Genomic DNA, 15,505 nt, shown 5'->3' with positions numbered 1-15,505 from the left:
CTAGCGCTTCGCTTCCTTCGACTTGCCTTTGCCAGTCTTGGACGTCCGACCCCCGGTCGACGGGTCCGTAATCATGCCCACGTTGCCGATGCCCGCGCGCTGCGCCGCGGCCATGACCTCCACCACCACCCCGTAAGGCACGTCCCGGTCCGCGTGGAGATAGACTTCCTTGTCGGCCTGCGCCTTGGCGTTGGCGGCGAGCTTCTGCTCCAACTCCTCCAGCGCCACCTCCGCGTCACCGATGTAGACCTTGCGCCCCGCGTCGATGGAGAGGACCAGCTTCTTCTCCGTGGCCTCCACCGGCGCGGCCTTGGTCTCCGGCAGGTTCACCTTCACGCCCTGCTGGATGAGGGGCGCCGTCACCATGAAGATGATGAGCAGCACCAACATCACGTCCACCATGGGCGTGACGTTGATTTCACTCATCGTGGTGCGACCACCGCCGCGGTTGCCTCCGCCCATTCCCATGGTGGCCCCCGGCTACCGGAAGAAGTGACGCTTGATGATGTTGAGGAAGTCCGCGGAGAAGTTCGACATCTCCGTGTCGAACACCTTGATGCGGCTGACGAACGAGTTGTAGGCGACCACCGCCGGAATCGCCGCGAACAGGCCCGCGGCGGTGGCGAAGAGCGCGTTGCCCACCGGCGCGGCCACCGTGGCCAGCGTCGCGTTGCCCTGCTCGGCAATCTGGTTGAACGCGCTCAGGATGCCGATGACGGTGCCGAACAGGCCCACGAAGGGCGAAGCCGCGCCCACGGTGCCCAGGAAGGACACCCGGTTCTCCAGCTCGGTGATTTGCGCCGTGGAGGCCCGGTGGAGCGCGCGCTCCACGTTTTCGATGCCGCCCAGCCGCTCGGCCAGGGCGCCTTCGGTGCCGCCCTCCTTGGCTTGCGCCAGCTTGGTCAGCTCCTCATAGCCAGCGCAGAAGACCTTCGACAGCGGCGAGCCGTCCAGCTTCTGGGCCGTCTGGTAGATGGCCTCCAGGCGCGAGGCCTTCCAGAAGGTGTCGAGGAAGGTGAGAGATTGTGCGCGAGCCTTGGCGAGCTGGGACGCCTTCATGGCGATGAGGGCCCAGGAGGCCACGGAGACCCCCATGAGGAGCAGGAGGACCGCCAGCTCGATGAGGGAGGCGTCGCGGATGATCTCCACGTAGTTCATGGCGCCAAGCGCCAGGGGCAGGTGGGGCGTCATGGGGAGCAGCGCGTAACACTCCGATAAGACAGGGTCAAACAATGGGGAAACGGTTGGTTGCTTGAGCTGGATTGCCCATGGCGGTGAATAATTCCCGCCACCGCCCGTCGGACGAAGCTGAAACGGGCCGAACACCTCACCACCCCACCGACAGGTGCCCCATGAACTCCCGGTTGCTGGTCGCATTCCTCTGCTTGTTTGCGATCCTCCCAGGCTGTGTCGTCCATGATGAGCCGTGCTGCGATGTGCCCCGCTACGAGGGGGATGTGACGTTCCGCTGGAGCTTCGGCGGGCTGCGCTGCGACGATGACCGCGCGGTCCGGGGCGTCAACGTCATCATCCCCGGCGAGCTGCTGGCCAACGACGGCCGCTATGACTGCCAGGCGAACGGCTTCGACGGCATCGTCCTCCACCGCTTCGCGCCGGGGACCTACTCGTTCCGCCTGGAGGGCGTCGGCTACGCCAACGAGCTGCTGTATGAGACGCAGGGAACCTTCATCGTGGACGGCAACGTGACGGTGAACGTGGACCTGACCCCGGTGGGCCTGCCGCCGTCCTTCGCCTACCTGAGCTGGCTCTTCCCGGCGAACAGCTACAGCCCCAGCCCCAACTGCAACCAGGCGGGGATTACCCACGTCGAGGCGAGCGTGGATGGCGGTGACTGGGCGCGCTTCGAGTGCTGGGAGGGGCACGCCGCCAACCAGATCCGCACGCCGTACCTGGACCCGGGCTACCACGGCCTGGAGCTCGTCGCCATCGATAGGAACGGACTGCCCTGGTACTACTTCGGGGGCGACATCCTCACCCAGGCGGGCCAGCCGACCTCCCACACGGCCTCGCTGTGGGCCATTGGCGGGGCCTCCGTGCGGTGGGAGCTGCGCTCGCGGTACGGGCACCGCCAGACCTGTTACGAGGCGGGCCTGCGGCGAGTGGGCATCAACTTCCGCGACCTCTACACGGGCGAGCTGGTGTACGGCGACGTTGGCGACTGGCACGACTGTGTCGACGGCCCGAACGAAAACTCGGTGGTGGTGTACCAGTTCCTGCGGCCCGGCCGGTACGTGGTGGAGATGTACGCCAGCGCGCTCGACGGTCGCGAGTACTTCTCGCCGGAGAACTCGCCCGTCATCGACGTGGTCGCCCACGAATTTCCAGGCCCGAACTCCTCGCTGCCGGTGTACCTCATCGAGGACTGAGCGCGGCAGGATGGCGGGGCAGTGAGCGGAGGGCCGGGATGATGCATCCCGGCCCTTCGTGCGTTCAGCAGGCGCTGGCATCAAACGTGATAGGGACACGCTCCATGCGGCAAGGCAGCCACAGTCCCATTGGTGTCTTCGATTCGGGCGTCGGAGGGCTCACCGTCCTCAAGGCCCTCATGTCCCGGCTCCCCCACGAGAGCACGGTGTACCTGGGGGACACCGCGCGGGTGCCCTACGGCACCAAGTCCGGCGAGGTGGTGACGCGCTACTCGCTGAAGAACGCGGAGTTCCTCCTGGAGCGCGGCATCAAGCTGCTGGTGGTGGCGTGCAACACCGCCTCGGCGGTGGCGCTGCCAGCGCTGGAGGCGGCGCTGCCGGTGCCGGTGGTGGGCGTCATCCTCCCCGGCGCGCGGGCGGCGCTGGCGCGCACGCAGGGCGGCGGGGTGGGTATCATCGGCACACCCGGCACCATCCGCTCGGGCGCCTACCAGCGCGCGCTCGAGTCCGCGGACCCGCGGGTGCGGGCGAAGGCCCGCGCCTGTCCGCTCTTCGTGCCGCTGGCGGAGGAGGGGTGGACCACGGGCGACGTGCCCCTGCTGGTGGCGCGCGACTACCTGGCCGAGTTCACCCGCGACGGCGTGGACACCCTGGTGCTGGGCTGCACGCACTACCCGCTGCTCAAGGGCGTCATCGCGGAGGTGGTGGGGCCTCGGGTGGCGCTGGTGGACTCGGCGGAGGCCACCGCGGACGCCGTGGCCGCGCTGCTGTCGGAGCGCGGCGGACTGGCGCCGGCGTCGCGAGGCACGCCCGAGCACGCGTACTACGTCACCGACGTGCCGGAGCGCTTCATGGAGGTGGGGGCCCGTTTCCTGGGCCGGCCCATCACCGCCGCGGAGCAGGTGGACCTGTCCTTCTGACAGGGGACTACGGCCGCGTGGAGGCGGGCTTCTCCTGCGCGGTGGCCTGGGTGAGCAGCTCCTTGGCCGCCTGGACCACCGGGGCCTCGTTGCCATCCTCGGCGACCACCAGGGCGCGCGCCGCCTCGGCGCCGATGTCGTCCTGGCGCGGCAGCAGGCCCGTGGCCCAGGTGATGAGGCGCTCGGCGGCGGGGAAGAAGTGGACCATCGTCAGCGGCTTGTTCATCCAGCCCACGGTGATGCAGTAGTACTTGTTGTACGGCTTGGTGTGGTGGATGCGGTGGTGGTCGGGGGGCAGGATGAGGTGCACGCGCTGGAGGAAGCCCACGAGCGCGGGCGGCGAGTCCAGGTGCGACCACTTGTGGAACTGATTGGTCGCCATCACCCAGAAAATCATCGCGCCGAGGAAGGACGCGCAGAACACCCAGCCCGGTCCGCTCATGGGCATGCACAGGGCCATGATGGCCACCGGCAGGGAGATGAGGCAGTTGTTGCCGTTGGTCTCCACGAAGTCGTGGCGGGTGATGGCCTTCTCGTCCACGTGGTGCTCGCGGAAGGGACGGATGAGCGCCTTGCCCAAGAGCGGCATCTCCGTGGAGCCCCACGTGTCGCCCATCCAGTGGACGAAGCCGGAGACGAAGTCCGCGGCGAGGTAGCCCAGCAGCACCGCGCTGAGCAGCAGCCACGTGCCCGCATAGGGGTTGCCCCACAGCCGGTACACCAGCGCCACCTCCAGGGAGATGAAGGAGACGATGGCCGCGATCTCCATCGCGCGGATGGCGGGCGAGTATCCCTGCGCCAGCACCTGGGCGTCTTGCTGACGCACCTTCTTTTCAATCGCTTGGGTCTTCATCCGGGCGTCCTGGCCGTTGATGGGGGCATGGGGAACCCCGTCCGTCAGCCTGTACGTATCCCAGCCGCTTTCAGCTTTTCAACGGAACTGCCGGGCAATCGCCATGGCCTGCACGGTTGGTGGGCCAGGGAGTCGGGCGTGCACGAAGGACGCGAGCAGGTCACGCTTACCTTGTGTCGTGCGGATGCGGCTGGTACGGTCCGCGACCTCGGCGATGACGAAAACCTTCGAAAAAGCCGTCACCGGCTTCAATCACAACATCAAGCACAAGGGGAAGGTCTACCACGTCCAGACCGAGGACTCGGGCGTCAACAACCCCCACATCATCACCCACCTGTTCGTGGGCGGGAACATCCTCGCGTCGAAGAAGACGTCCTACGCGGACATCCTCAACGCGGAGAACCTCGCGGAGGTGGTGCGTGAGTTGATGGAGGAGCAGCACAAGGAGATGCTGCGCAACCTCATCAACGGGGTGTACGACAGCTACGAGTCCATCGCCCGCAGCTACCAGCCCGGTCAGCTCGCGGCGGACACGGACCCGGCGCAGGTGAAGATGCAGCCCGGCCAGTCCATGGCGCAGCGGCCGCCTCCACCTCCGCCTCCCGTGGCGGTTCCCGCGCCCATCGTGGTGCCTCCGGAGGTCGCCGCGGCGCGCGCCCTCAAGGAGAAGCCGAAGATCAACGAGATTGGCGTGGAGACGCTCTTCGGCGAGGACCTCATCTCGGAGAAGAGCCTCGACGAGGTCATCCTCAGCTACCTGGCGGGCGAGGGCGAGCAGTAGCCCACCCGCGCGGTCTTCCGGACCTGGGGCCAGGGCTTCGCGCGGCCCCAGGCGAGCGGGCGGGAGCGCCTCTCGCGGTGCGTGCGTGGGGGAGGCCGCCCGGGCGTGCTAGGTTGGCGGTCTTCCGCCCGCCGCCATGATTCAGTTCTTCCACGTATACAAGGCGTACCCCGGCGACCCACCGGTGTTGTCGGACATCAACCTCAACGTGGAGAAGGGCGAGTTCGTGTTCCTCACGGGCCCTTCAGGCGCGGGGAAGACGACGCTGCTGAAGCTCGTCTTCTGCGCTGAGAAGGCCACCAAGGGGCAGATTCTCGTGGGCGGCCGCAACATCGCCCGCATCCGTGAGTCCGCGGTGCCGTACCTGCGGCGCAACATCGGGGTGGTGTTCCAGGACTTCAAGCTGCTGCCGCACCGGACGGTGGAGGACAACGTGTCCTTCACGCTGGACGTGCTGGGCGTGCCCCGCGCGGAGGCGCGCGAGAAGGTGCGGCGCATGCTCAAGCTGGTGGGGCTGGAGCACAAGGCGAGCTCGTATCCCCTGCGCCTGTCGGGTGGAGAGCAGCAGCGCGTCGTCATCGCGCGAGCGCTCGTCAATGACCCCACCATCCTCCTGGCGGACGAGCCCACCGGCAACCTGGACCCGGCGCTCACCGTCGAAATCATGGACCTGCTCACGCAAGTCAACGTGCGCGGCACCACGGTGATGGTGGCCACGCACGACGCGACGCTGCTGTCGCGCTACCAGAAGCGCACCGTGCGCCTGGAGCGCGGGCAGATTGTGTCCGACGAGGACGGCGTCAAGGCGGCGCGCCGGATGGTGGTATGAGCGCGCTGTCGAAGGTGACGTACTTCTGCCGCTCGGCGGCGGTGGGGCTGAAGCACTCGCCCTTCGTGCACTTCATCGCGGTGACGACCATCGCCATCGCCCTGTTCTCCGCGGGCATGGCCCGGGGCGCGGCGCGGGTGCTGGACAACCTCCTGGCGTCGCTCGGCGGCGAGGTGGAGGTGACGGTGTACCTGGCGCCCGAGCTGGACGCGGACGAGGTCCACGGGGTGCGCTCCCTCGTGCTGGCGCTCAGCGGCGGTGAGGTGACGCTGGTGTCGCCGGACGCCGCGCTGTCGCGGCTGCGCTCGGAGCTGGGGGATTTGGGCGAGGCGCTGGCGGAGCTGCCGGAGAACCCGCTGCCGGTGTCGCTGGAGCTGCGCGTGCCGCCGGAGCGGCGCAACCCGGACGCGCTCCTGGCGCTGGCGAAGACGCTGCGAGCGGCGCCCGGCGTGGCGGGCGTGGACTATGGCGAGGCGGCGGTGCAGCGGCTGTCCGCCATTGCCCGGGCGCTGCGCTTCGGCTCGCTGGTGGCCTTCGCGGTGGTGCTGGGCGCCACCGTGGTCATCGTGGCGGCGACGCTGCAGCTGGCCATCTATTCGCGGCGCGGCGAGATTGAAATCCAGAAGCTGGTGGGCGCCACGGACCGCTTCGTCAAGGCGCCTTTCCTGCTGGAGGGCCTGCTCCAGGGCGTGCTGGGCGCGGCGGTGGCGCTCTTCGGGCTGTGGGCCTTCGGCCGGGTGCTGGGGCCGACCCTGGGCGCGCTCTTCGCCTTCCTGTTGGGGCCCGGTGTCGCGGCGCCGTGGGTGGAGCCGCGGCTGGTGCTGGAGCTGCTGTGCGCTGGCTGCGGCCTGGGACTGGGCGGCAGCTTCGTCGCCGTGGGGCGCTTCCTCCGCGTATGAGCTGGCGCCTCCTGCTGGCACTCGGGCTGTGGGCCTCGACGGCCGTGGCGGCGGCTCCGGCGACGGCGGCCGAGGAGGCCGAACAGGCCGCGGTGCGTGAGCGGCTGAGCGCGCAGCGCGCGACGCTGGCCCTGGTGGAGGCGAAGAAGCTCTCCGTGCTGGAGGGCGTGGAGCTGATGCAGGAGATGGCCGCCTTCTCCCGCCGGCGCGTGCGCTCGCTGGAAGGCGACCTGGCGGTGTTCCGCCGTCGCGTGCTGCTGGCCGAGCGCGAGCAGGCCGTGCTGGCCGAGGCGCTGACGCTGCAGCTGCGCCGGCTGTCTCCGCGCCTGCGCACGCTGTACCGCCTCATGCGCCGCCGCCCGCTGGAGGTGCTGCTGTCGGCCGAGGACTTCGCCGCGCTGGTGTGGCGGGCCCGGGCGCTGGAGGCCAGCATGTCCGGCGACCTGGAGCTGCTGCGCACCGTGCAGCGCGTGGCGCGCTTGCAGCGTCAGGCGACGCGCGAGCTGGAGCGGCTCCAGGCGTCGCTCGCCGCGCGGATGGCCTTCCTCCAGGAGCAGGAGCGGCTGGCCCACCTGCAGCAGGAAGGGTTGGAGGAGGTGGTGGGCACGCTCGCGGGCGAGGCGGAGCTGGCCCGGCGCGCGGTGCGCGAGCTGGAGCAGGCCGACGCGGAGCTGACGCGCATGGTGCTGGACCTGAAGGAGCTGCCCGCTACGAGCGGCTTCGGCGCGCTGCGCGGCAAGCTCCCCCGGCCCGTGTCAGGCCTCGTGGAGGTGGGCTTCGGCAAGGTCGTCAACCCGCGCTTCAACACCGTCACCGTCCAGAAGGGCCTGGACATCCGCGCCGCCCCAGGCTCGCCGGTGCGGGCCGTGGCCGAGGGCACCGTCGCCTATGCCGGCGCCCTGCGCGGCTACGGCAACCTGCTCATCCTGGACCACGGCGACGGCTACCACACCCTCATGGCCCACCTGGCCTCCATCACCCCCGAGCTGGGCGGCAGGGTGCTCCCCGGGGACGTGGTGGGCGAGGTGGGCGACACCGGCTCCCTCAAGGGCGCCTACCTGTACTTCGAGGTGCGCAAGAGCGGGCAGGCGGTCGACCCCGCCCCGTGGCTGGCACCCAGTCCCTAACGCGTTGCGGCAAAATCTCGGGGACGTTGTTATCGTCGTGAAATCCTTCTGCGAGGAGCAGGCGAGCGCATGGACCTGATGGGCGGAATGCAAAAGGCGCTGCGGCACATGCTGGTGGCGCGGGGTGTCGAGTCCACGTCGGTGAAGGTCGGCAGTCAGACGGTGCACCACTACGCGTTGGAGGGCCAGGGCAAGGGGCCGCCGGTGGTGCTGGTGCACGGCTTGGGCGGCTCGGCCAACGGCTTTGGACGCACGCTCTTCGGGATGGCGAAGCGCTTCTCCCGCGTGTACGCCCCGGACCTGCCGGGACACGGCTTCTCCGTGGAGTACTGCGGCGGAGAGGTGTGTGTGCGCAACCAGTTCGAGGTGCTGCGCACCTATGTGGAAGAGGTGGTGAAGGCGCCGGCCTTCGTGGTGGGCAACTCACTGGGGGGCGCCATGGCGGTGAACCTGGCGGCGGACTACCCCCAATGGGTCCGCGCGCTGGCGCTGGTGGCCCCCGCGGGCGCGCAGCTTCCGGAGGCGGAGAACACCGCGCTGCTCAACTCGTTCGTCGTGAAGTCCCCCGCGGAGGCGCGTGCCTTCACGCGGCGCCTGTTCCACCGGCCGCCCCTGCCCGCGCTGCTGTTCGCCTACGAGCTGCGGCACTTCTACGACACACCCACGGTGCGGGCGCTGACCGCGGAGGCGCTGGCCACGCGCGCCTGCCTGGAGCCGGAGCAGGTGCGCAACCTGGCCATGCCGCTGCTGTTCCTGTGGGGCGGCAGTGAGCGGCTGCTGCCGTCGGAGACGCTGAACTGGTACCGCGCCCACCTGCCCGCCCATGCGCAGGTGCGCGTGGTGGATGGCTTCGGGCACGTGCCGCAGTTGGAGCGCCCGGACGAGCTGGTGTCGCACCTGGTGCGCTTCGCCGACTCGGCGGAGCTGTGAGGGCCGGGTAGACTGGTACGAGCCTTCCGGGGCCGCCCCGGGAAAGGACGTACCGACGTGACGGGTTCCTCCCAGCCATGGCGCGCGGCGCTGACCGCCTTCCTCCTCCTGAGCGCTCCGTGGGCGCAGGCCGCGGAGCCGCCCAGGAAGGATGCGGGCCGCGCGGAGCAGGCCGAGCGCGACGCCGCCACGTACCGGCAACTGGAGGTGTTCGCGCGGGTGCTCTCCTACGTGGAGAACAACTACGTGGAGTCGCCGGACCGCCAGCGGCTCATGTACGGCGCCATCCAGGGCATGCTGGAGACGTTGGACCCGCACACGGTGTTCCTGCCGCCCGACGTGTTCCGGGAGATGAAAATCGACACCTCGGGCGAGTGGGGCGGCCTGGGCATCGAAATCGCGCGCAAGGGCGAGCGAATCGTCGTGGTGGCGCCCATCGACGACACCCCGGCGGCGCGCGCGGGCATCAAGGCCGGCGATGAGCTGGTCGGCATCGACGGTGAGCGGACCGAGGGCATGGACGTGGCGCGCGCGCTGCGGAAGATGCGCGGCCCCGCCGGCGGGCGCGTGCTGCTGACCATCATGCGCGAGGGCTTCAGCGCGCCGCGCGAAATCGCCATCATCCGGGACCACATCCGCATCGTGTCCGTGGAGGGCGCGCTGCATGGCGGCCTCGCCCATGTGAAGGTGAAGAACTTCCAGGACCGCACCGACCTGGACCTCCGCAAGGAGCTGGAGCGGCTGCGCGCGCTCAACGGCGGCAAGGAGCTGCGCGGGCTGGTGCTGGACCTGCGCAACAACCCGGGCGGGCTGCTGGACCAGGCGGTGGCGGTGAGTGACAGGTTCCTGCCGGGCAACCTGCCCATCGTCTCCACGCGGGGGCGGGATGGCCGGAGCGCCACCGTGGAGCGCAGCAAGGACCGCGACACGGAGACGGACTACCCCGTCGTGGTGCTGGTCAACGCGGGCAGCGCCTCCGCGTCCGAAATCGTGGCGGGCGCGCTCCAGGACCATGGCCGCGCGAGCATCCTGGGCACACCCACCTTCGGCAAGGGCAGCGTCCAGACGGTCATTGAACTGGAGGACGGCTCCGGGCTGAAGCTGACGATTGCCCGCTACTACACGCCCAAGGGCCGCAGCATCCAGGAGCGCGGCATCACCCCGGACTTCCTCGTCCCCGACACGCCGGGAGGCAAGGTGCCGCGCGACGTGGTCCGGGAGAAGGACCTGCAACGTCACTTCCGCGCCGAGCCGTCGGCCGCGGCCGAGCCCGCGGCGCCAGCGCCGCGAGGCCTGCCGGAGAACCTCAAGCCCTGGGACGTCACCGCGAAGCTGGAGGATTATCCCTTGAGGGTCGCCCTGGACTATCTCCACGGCATGGCATCCGCTCCCGCGCGCGCTCCGGCCCGGGCAGCGGGTCGTTGAGGACTCCTTCCCACTTGCATTTCGCCGCGCAGTCCGTTTGATGCGCAACGAGCCAAAGGTGAACGAGAGATGCGACCTTCGAATGTGCGAGCGGTTCACGCCGCGTTGAGTGGATGGCTGGTGGGACTGCTGGCCGTGGGACCCGCGGCGGCGCAGGCGCCGGTGTCCTCGCGGCTGGTGCCCCGGGCCTTGAGCGCGGCGACGGCGGAGGCGCCGGCCGACGCGGCGACGGTCACCGTGGTGGCCATCGCGCTGGACGCGGCGGCCCGTGGCGACGCGGCCCGGCTGGCGCGCGAGGCGGAAGTGGCGGTGACGCGCTCGGGGCGGCTGAAGCTGGTGCGCCTGGCGGACGCGCTGGACGCGGACGGGCAGCGCGAGCGCCAGGCCCGTGAGGCGGAGGCCGCCGCGGCGATGAAGGCGGGCCAGCGCGCCTACGACGAGCTCGACACCGAGAAGGCGCTCGAGCACTTCGACAAGGCGGTGCGCGGCTACGAGGGAGCCGACCTCTCCCAGCGCTTCACCGAGCTGAGCCGCGCGCGGGTGCTGAAGGCCGCGTCGCAGGTGGCCAACGGTGAGAACACCGCCGCGCAGCTGGAGATTCGCACCGCGCTGGCGCTGAACCCGGAGGCGCGCTTCTCGCCCAACTTCTTCCCGCCGGAGGAGATGACCTTCGTGGAGAAGGAGCGCAAGGCGGTGCTCACCGGCGCCAAGGCGAGCCTGCGCGTGAGCACTGAGCAGGTGCCGGCCCAGGTGTTCGTGGACGGCCAGTTCCGGGGCATCTCGCCGGTGGAGGTCGCCGACCTCACGGCCGCCGACCACTACGTGACGGTGGTGGCGCCGGGCTACGCGCTGACGCAGCGCCGGGAGCGCGAGGGCGAGGTCACCCTGACGCTGGCCCCCGTGGCGGCGCAGAAGGGCCTGCAGACGTTCACCGAGCAGGCGGCGCGCAAGCCGGAGAGCCCGGAGCGCGACGCGGCCCTGCGGGAATTGGGGACGCTCGCGGGCGTGTCCCAGGTGCTGGCGCTGCTGGTGCGCGGCGGCGCTGGGACGGCGCCGTTGGAGGTGACGGGCCTGCGCCTGGACGTGGCGGATGGCCACAACCAAGCCTACGCGCTGGGGACGGTGCCGCGCGGGGAGGGGCTGGTGGACGGTTCGCAGGCGCTGTTGGCGCAGTTGGTGTCGGCGGATGCGCCGCGCCAGGGCGGCAAGCCGGTGACGCACTTCGCGGGGGGCATCAGCACCACGCGCCGCACCGTGGGCTACGTGCTGATGGCCACCGGCGTGGCGCTGCTGGCTGGCGGCGTCTACTTCGGCATGGAGGCCTCCGCGAAGTCGGATGACTTCAAGCGCGCGGCGCAGAACAGCAGCCGTGCCCAGGACATCAAGAGCACGGGCAAGTCATACGCGCTGGTGGCCGACCTCGGCGTCCTCCTGGGCCTCGCGTCGGCGGGCGCGGGCGGCTACCTGGCCTTCGCCAAGGGCGGCAGCGGCAGCGGCGGCGGCTCGAAGTCGCCTTCCCAGGCGCCCCGTGCCACGCCGGCGTCGGAGCCCGCCGCGGCGAAGGAGGCGTTGCCCATGCCTCCGCCTCCCGCGCAGGCGGTGCCCGCCTCCACGCAGACGCAGTCCAACACGCGCGCGCAGGACGCCGAGGCGCAGAAGCGTGAGGAGGAGCTGCGCAAGCGCCGTGAAGAGGTGGAGCGCCAGCGCCAGGAGCTGGAGGAGCGGCGCAAGCAGGAGGAGGCCGCGGCGCAGCGCGAGGAGGAAGAGCGGCGGCGGCAGGAGGAGCGGCGGCGACAGGAAGAGAAGAAGAAGCGGCCCGCACTCGACGAAGACGATCTCCGGAACTACTAGCCATGCGCCGTCCCTTGCGAAACCTCGTTGCTTTCATGGCCCTGGGCACCGGGCTGTCCGCGTGCAGCCTCCTCGTCGACTTCGACGAGGAAGGGCAGCCCTGCGATGAGCTCTACCAGTGCCTGGAGGGCTACACCTGCGTCGACAACGCGTGCGTCTCCGACGACGCCGCGCCGTCCGACGGGGGCGCCGATTCGGGCACCGACGGCGGTCTTGGCACCGATTCGGGAACCGACGGCGGCCTTGGCTCCGATGCGGGCTCCGACGATGCCGGCTCCGGCGACGCCCCCGACGCGGGGAGCTCCCCTGCGCCGGGAAGCGTCATGACGGGGTCCATCGAGGAGCCAGGGCCCATCCTGGAGCCCGCGCCCATCCTGGTGCCGTAGTTTCCGACCGGCTGACCGCGTCCTCGCAGGTTCGAAGCTCGGAGCGTAGGAGCAGGGCGGCCCCACGTGCGCCGCCCGTTCCGTGTCGCCCCGGCCACGCCGCGGCCCGGAGGACACGCCTGCTCTGTCGGCATGGCGTGGCTGGAGTCCCTCCTCCGAGGTGATTTCCGACGGGCCCGTCCCGCTCCGCCAGGCCGTCCCGTGGCTGGCATCATCCGTGCTCTGTGCTCCGCCCAGGAGGCAACATCGACATGGGCAAGCGCGTGGGAGTGCTGATGGGCGGGTGGGGCGAGGAGCGGGAGATTTCGCTCAAGACGGGAGAGGCCGTGGTGGCGGCGCTCGAGTCCCGAGGCCATCAGGTGACTCGCATCTTCGCGGGGCCGGGCCTGGACCGGGCACTGCGCGCGGCCGAACTGGACGTGGCCTTCGTCGCGCTGCACGGGCGCATGGGCGAGGACGGCCGGGTGCAGGGCCTGCTGGAGCTGCTGGAGCTGCCGTACACGGGCTCGGGCGTGCTGGCGTCGGCGCTGGCCATGAACAAGCCCTTCGCCAAGCGGCTCTTCCGCCTGCACAACCTGGCCACGCCCCAGGGCTACACGGTGGCGCGCGAGGACGCGTGGCGCGCCCTGGCCCTGCACGGCGACCTGGGCTTCCCGTGCGTGGTGAAGCCCGCGTGCGGCGGCTCGTCGGTGGGGCTGGCCGTGGTGCGTGAGCCGGAGGCGCTGGCGTCCGCGGTGGCGCAGGCCAGCCGGTTCGGCGGCGAGGCCCTGGTGGAGCGCTACGTGGCGGGCCGTGAAGTCACGGTGGGCCTCCTCGGCGGCCAGGTGCTGGGCAGCTGCGAGGTGGCCACGCCGCGCGACGGCTTCGACTTCGACGCCAAGTACAAGGGCGGGGCCGCGTACTTCTGCCCACCCCGGTTGTCTCCCACGCGCGTGGCCAACGTGGAGGCGCTGGCGCTGGCGGCCTACCGCGCGCTGGGCTGCCGCGGGCAGGCGCGGGTGGACCTGCTGTGCTCGGACACGGAGAACGACGTGGTGCTGGAGGTGAACACGCTGCCGGGCTTCACCCCCACCAGCCTGCTGCCGAAAATCGCCGCCAGGGCCGGGCTGGACTTCGCCGCGCTGACGGAGCGCATCCTGGCGCTCGCCACCCGCGATGAGGCCGCAGTCCTGGAAGCCCCCGCCGTGGAGACCCCGCCGGACCGGGCCGCGCCGCTCCTGGCCGTGAGCTGACCCCTCAGGTCGGTCAACCCCTGGCGTCGTTTCAACCCCGGCGCCAGGGCCACAAGCTGGGTGTGATGGGAGTGACGCAGGGTGTCAGGTGCCCGTGAACGGAACGTTCAATTCCGGGGAATAGTTTGACACGGCCTTGAACGCGTTCCTATTGTCCGGCGCCGATCACTCCCCGAAGGTCAAAACCTTGTCATTTCGGGTACATACGATGTGGGGGCTTGGACGACCCATCTCGCGGTGGTAAGCGCGAGACGGAATCAGCCGGGCCGACCCGCACGGAAGGACCGCAGGCCCTCTGGGCTGTGGCAGGGGTTGAGCGTCACCGATGACCACCGTCGAGATCATCTTTCTGGGCGTTTATTTCAGTCTCCTGGGCGTGCTTGGAGTCTATGGCTCGCACAGGTACCGAATGGCGTTCCTGTACTACCGGCACAAGTTCAAGCTGCCGACGCCGAAGGGCGCGCTGGAGTCGTTGCCCAAGGTCACCATCCAGCTCCCCATCTTCAATGAGATGTACGTGGTGGAGCGCCTGGTGGAGTCGGTGTGCCGCATCGACTACCCTCGCGACCTGCTCGAAATCCAGGTCCTGGACGATTCGACGGACGAGACGTGCGGCATCGCCCGTGCGTGCGTGGAGCGCCAGCGCCTGAAGGGCCACGACATCGTCTACATCCACCGCACCAACCGCCAGGGCTTCAAGGCGGGGGCGCTGGAGAACGGCCTGAAGCTGGCGAAGGGCCAGTTCGTGGCGGTGTTCGACGCGGACTTCGTGCCCAGCCCGGACTTCCTGACGCGCACCGTGCCGTTCTTCTCGGACGACAAGGTGGGCATGGTGCAGGTGCGCTGGGGCCACCTCAACCGCGAGTTCTCCCTGCTGACGCAGGCCCAGAGCATCTTCCTGGACGGGCACTTCATCATCGAGCACACCGCCCGCAACCGCTCTGGCTGCTTCTTCAACTTCAACGGCACCGCGGGCATCTGGCGCCGTGACACGATTTCCGACGCGGGCGGCTGGCAGCACGACACGCTCACCGAGGACCTGGACCTGAGCTACCGCGCCCAGCTCAAGGGCTGGCAGTTCGTGTTCCTCCCGGAGGTCATCTCCCCGGCCGAGGTGCCGGTGGACATGAACGCCTTCAAGAGCCAGCAGCACCGCTGGGCCAAGGGCTCCATCCAGACGGCGAAGAAGCTGCTGCCCACCATCCTCAAGAGCGACCTGCCGCTGCTCGTGAAGCGCGAGGCCTTCTTCCACCTCACCAACAACATGGCCTACCTGTTGATGGTGCTGCTGTCGGTGCTGATGCCCATCAGCATGGTGGTGCGCTTCCAGCACGGCCTGTACGGCACGCTCTTCCTGGACCTGCCCTTCTTCCTCACGGCCACCGCCAGCGTCTGCTTCTTCTACGTGGCGGCGCAGCGTGAGCGCGGCGCCAAGGGGTGGGAGCGGGTGAAGTACCTGCCCTTCCTCATGAGCCTGGGCATCGGCCTGGCCATCAGCAACGCCAAGGCCGTGGCGGAGGCGCTGCTCAACCAGCAGTCCGGCTTCGCGCGCACGCCGAAGACGGGCGCCGAGGGCAAGAAGGCCGTCACCATCAAGAAGGCATACCGGGGCAGCAAGACGCTGCTGCCGCTGGTGGAGCTGCTGTTCGCCGCGTACTTCACTGGCGCGCTGTGGTTCGCCATCGACGCGCGCATCTACACGTCGGTGCCCTTCATCGTCCTGTTCCTGGCGGGCTTCCTGTATGTGGGCAGCTCCAGCCTGCTGCAGGGCCTGTCCGGCCGGATGAAGCTGGTGGAGTCCACCCCCGCGGTGGACACCCCCGACGAGCAGCCCCGCCGCGCGGCCTGAGCGGCGTCCTTCCTTCGGGAAGACGGGGGTGAGGCT

Annotated in this window: 15 protein-coding genes; 12 read left to right on the top strand and 3 right to left on the bottom strand. The window is 69.9% G+C overall.

The features are described from left to right. Positions 1-468, bottom strand: a complete 468-nt coding sequence (gene tolR / locus KGD87_RS18015; protein WP_163784097.1) for a protein TolR — start codon at positions 466-468, stop codon at positions 1-3. A gap of 12 nt (positions 469-480) precedes the next feature. Next, positions 481-1,191, bottom strand: a complete 711-nt coding sequence (locus KGD87_RS18010) for a MotA/TolQ/ExbB proton channel family protein (protein ID WP_011555704.1) — start codon at positions 1,189-1,191, stop codon at positions 481-483. A 245-nt stretch (positions 1,192-1,436) separates the two neighbouring features. Between KGD87_RS18010 and KGD87_RS18005 the strand changes: the two genes are divergently transcribed. Both KGD87_RS18005 and murI read left to right on the top strand, forming a co-directional pair. Beyond that, a complete protein-coding gene (locus tag KGD87_RS18005; RefSeq protein ID WP_284661407.1) occupies positions 1,437-2,387 on the top strand; it encodes a hypothetical protein in 951 nt (316 codons plus the stop codon). 104 nt (positions 2,388-2,491) lie between these two features. Further along, positions 2,492-3,307 (top strand): glutamate racemase, encoded by an 816-nt coding sequence (gene murI / locus KGD87_RS18000; protein ID WP_284661406.1) that lies wholly within the window; start codon positions 2,492-2,494, stop codon positions 3,305-3,307. A gap of 7 nt (positions 3,308-3,314) precedes the next feature. Here the strand turns inward: murI and carF are convergent, their stop codons facing one another. Next, positions 3,315-4,160, bottom strand: a complete 846-nt coding sequence (gene carF, locus KGD87_RS17995; protein WP_284661405.1) for a plasmanylethanolamine desaturase — start codon at positions 4,158-4,160, stop codon at positions 3,315-3,317. Between the two features lie 214 nt (positions 4,161-4,374). On the opposite strand from carF, the gene KGD87_RS17990 reads away from it, so the two are divergent. The 10 genes from KGD87_RS17990 to KGD87_RS17945 all read left to right on the top strand — a co-directional run bounded on the left by KGD87_RS17990 (position 4,375) and on the right by KGD87_RS17945 (position 15,469). After that, positions 4,375-4,941 carry a RomY N-terminal domain-containing regulatory protein gene (locus KGD87_RS17990; protein ID WP_163784105.1) on the top strand — a complete coding sequence of 189 codons (567 nt, stop codon included), beginning with the start codon at positions 4,375-4,377 and terminating at the stop codon, positions 4,939-4,941. A gap of 136 nt (positions 4,942-5,077) precedes the next feature. Further along, positions 5,078-5,770, top strand: a complete 693-nt coding sequence (gene ftsE / locus KGD87_RS17985; protein ID WP_284661403.1) for a cell division ATP-binding protein FtsE — start codon at positions 5,078-5,080, stop codon at positions 5,768-5,770. Further along, entirely contained in the window at positions 5,767-6,669 is a 903-nt protein-coding gene (locus KGD87_RS17980; RefSeq protein WP_163784109.1) for a cell division protein FtsX, read from the top strand. Before ftsE ends, KGD87_RS17980 begins: the two co-directional genes overlap by 4 nt. Beyond that, positions 6,603-7,796: a murein hydrolase activator EnvC family protein gene (locus KGD87_RS17975; RefSeq protein WP_284661398.1), complete on the top strand. Its 1,194-nt coding sequence runs from the start codon at positions 6,603-6,605 to the stop codon at positions 7,794-7,796. The genes KGD87_RS17980 and KGD87_RS17975 overlap by 67 nt, the downstream gene beginning before the upstream one ends. Before the next feature lie 69 nt (positions 7,797-7,865). Next, entirely contained in the window at positions 7,866-8,726 is an 861-nt protein-coding gene (locus KGD87_RS17970; protein ID WP_284661397.1) for an alpha/beta fold hydrolase, read from the top strand. A gap of 57 nt (positions 8,727-8,783) precedes the next feature. Beyond that, positions 8,784-10,151 carry a S41 family peptidase gene (locus KGD87_RS17965; protein WP_284661395.1) on the top strand — a complete coding sequence of 456 codons (1,368 nt, stop codon included), beginning with the start codon at positions 8,784-8,786 and terminating at the stop codon, positions 10,149-10,151. A gap of 69 nt (positions 10,152-10,220) precedes the next feature. Then, a complete protein-coding gene (locus KGD87_RS17960; RefSeq protein ID WP_284661394.1) occupies positions 10,221-12,002 on the top strand; it encodes a PEGA domain-containing protein in 1,782 nt (593 codons plus the stop codon). Positions 12,003-12,004: 2 nt separating this feature from the next. Continuing rightward, positions 12,005-12,388 (top strand): hypothetical protein, encoded by a 384-nt coding sequence (locus KGD87_RS17955; protein WP_284661393.1) that lies wholly within the window; start codon positions 12,005-12,007, stop codon positions 12,386-12,388. A gap of 251 nt (positions 12,389-12,639) precedes the next feature. Then, positions 12,640-13,620 (top strand): D-alanine--D-alanine ligase, encoded by a 981-nt coding sequence (locus tag KGD87_RS17950; protein WP_284661392.1) that lies wholly within the window; start codon positions 12,640-12,642, stop codon positions 13,618-13,620. 325 nt (positions 13,621-13,945) lie between these two features. Then, complete coding sequence (locus KGD87_RS17945) at positions 13,946-15,469, top strand: cellulose synthase family protein (RefSeq protein WP_176420975.1); 1,524 nt, start codon at positions 13,946-13,948, stop codon at positions 15,467-15,469. Positions 15,470-15,505: the final 36 nt, after the last annotated feature.

The sequence above is a fragment of the Myxococcus sp. SDU36 genome (genome assembly GCF_030168875.1).
GTDB classification, from domain to species: Bacteria; Myxococcota; Myxococcia; order Myxococcales; family Myxococcaceae; genus Myxococcus; species Myxococcus vastator.
This window is presented reverse-complemented; position numbering and strand designations above follow the sequence as displayed.

Bases quoted from the DNA above. Each gene is read 5' to 3' on its own strand.
- KGD87_RS17955 (WP_284661393.1), top strand. From the start codon at position 12,005: ATGCGCCGTCCCTTGCGAAACCTCGTTGCTTTCATGGCCCTGGGCACC.
- KGD87_RS17945 (WP_176420975.1), top strand. From the start codon at position 13,946: ATGACCACCGTCGAGATCATCTTTCTGGGCGTTTATTTCAGTCTCCTG.
- KGD87_RS17970 (WP_284661397.1), top strand. From the start codon at position 7,866: ATGGACCTGATGGGCGGAATGCAAAAGGCGCTGCGGCACATGCTGGTG.
- KGD87_RS17960 (WP_284661394.1), top strand. From the start codon at position 10,221: ATGCGACCTTCGAATGTGCGAGCGGTTCACGCCGCGTTGAGTGGATGG.
- ftsE (WP_284661403.1), top strand. From the start codon at position 5,078: ATGATTCAGTTCTTCCACGTATACAAGGCGTACCCCGGCGACCCACCG.
- murI (WP_284661406.1), top strand. From the start codon at position 2,492: ATGCGGCAAGGCAGCCACAGTCCCATTGGTGTCTTCGATTCGGGCGTC.
- tolR (WP_163784097.1), bottom strand. From the start codon at position 468: ATGGGAATGGGCGGAGGCAACCGCGGCGGTGGTCGCACCACGATGAGT.
- KGD87_RS17980 (WP_163784109.1), top strand. From the start codon at position 5,767: ATGAGCGCGCTGTCGAAGGTGACGTACTTCTGCCGCTCGGCGGCGGTG.
- KGD87_RS17950 (WP_284661392.1), top strand. From the start codon at position 12,640: ATGGGCAAGCGCGTGGGAGTGCTGATGGGCGGGTGGGGCGAGGAGCGG.
- carF (WP_284661405.1), bottom strand. From the start codon at position 4,160: ATGAAGACCCAAGCGATTGAAAAGAAGGTGCGTCAGCAAGACGCCCAG.
- KGD87_RS18010 (WP_011555704.1), bottom strand. From the start codon at position 1,191: ATGACGCCCCACCTGCCCCTGGCGCTTGGCGCCATGAACTACGTGGAG.
- KGD87_RS17990 (WP_163784105.1), top strand. From the start codon at position 4,375: ATGACGAAAACCTTCGAAAAAGCCGTCACCGGCTTCAATCACAACATC.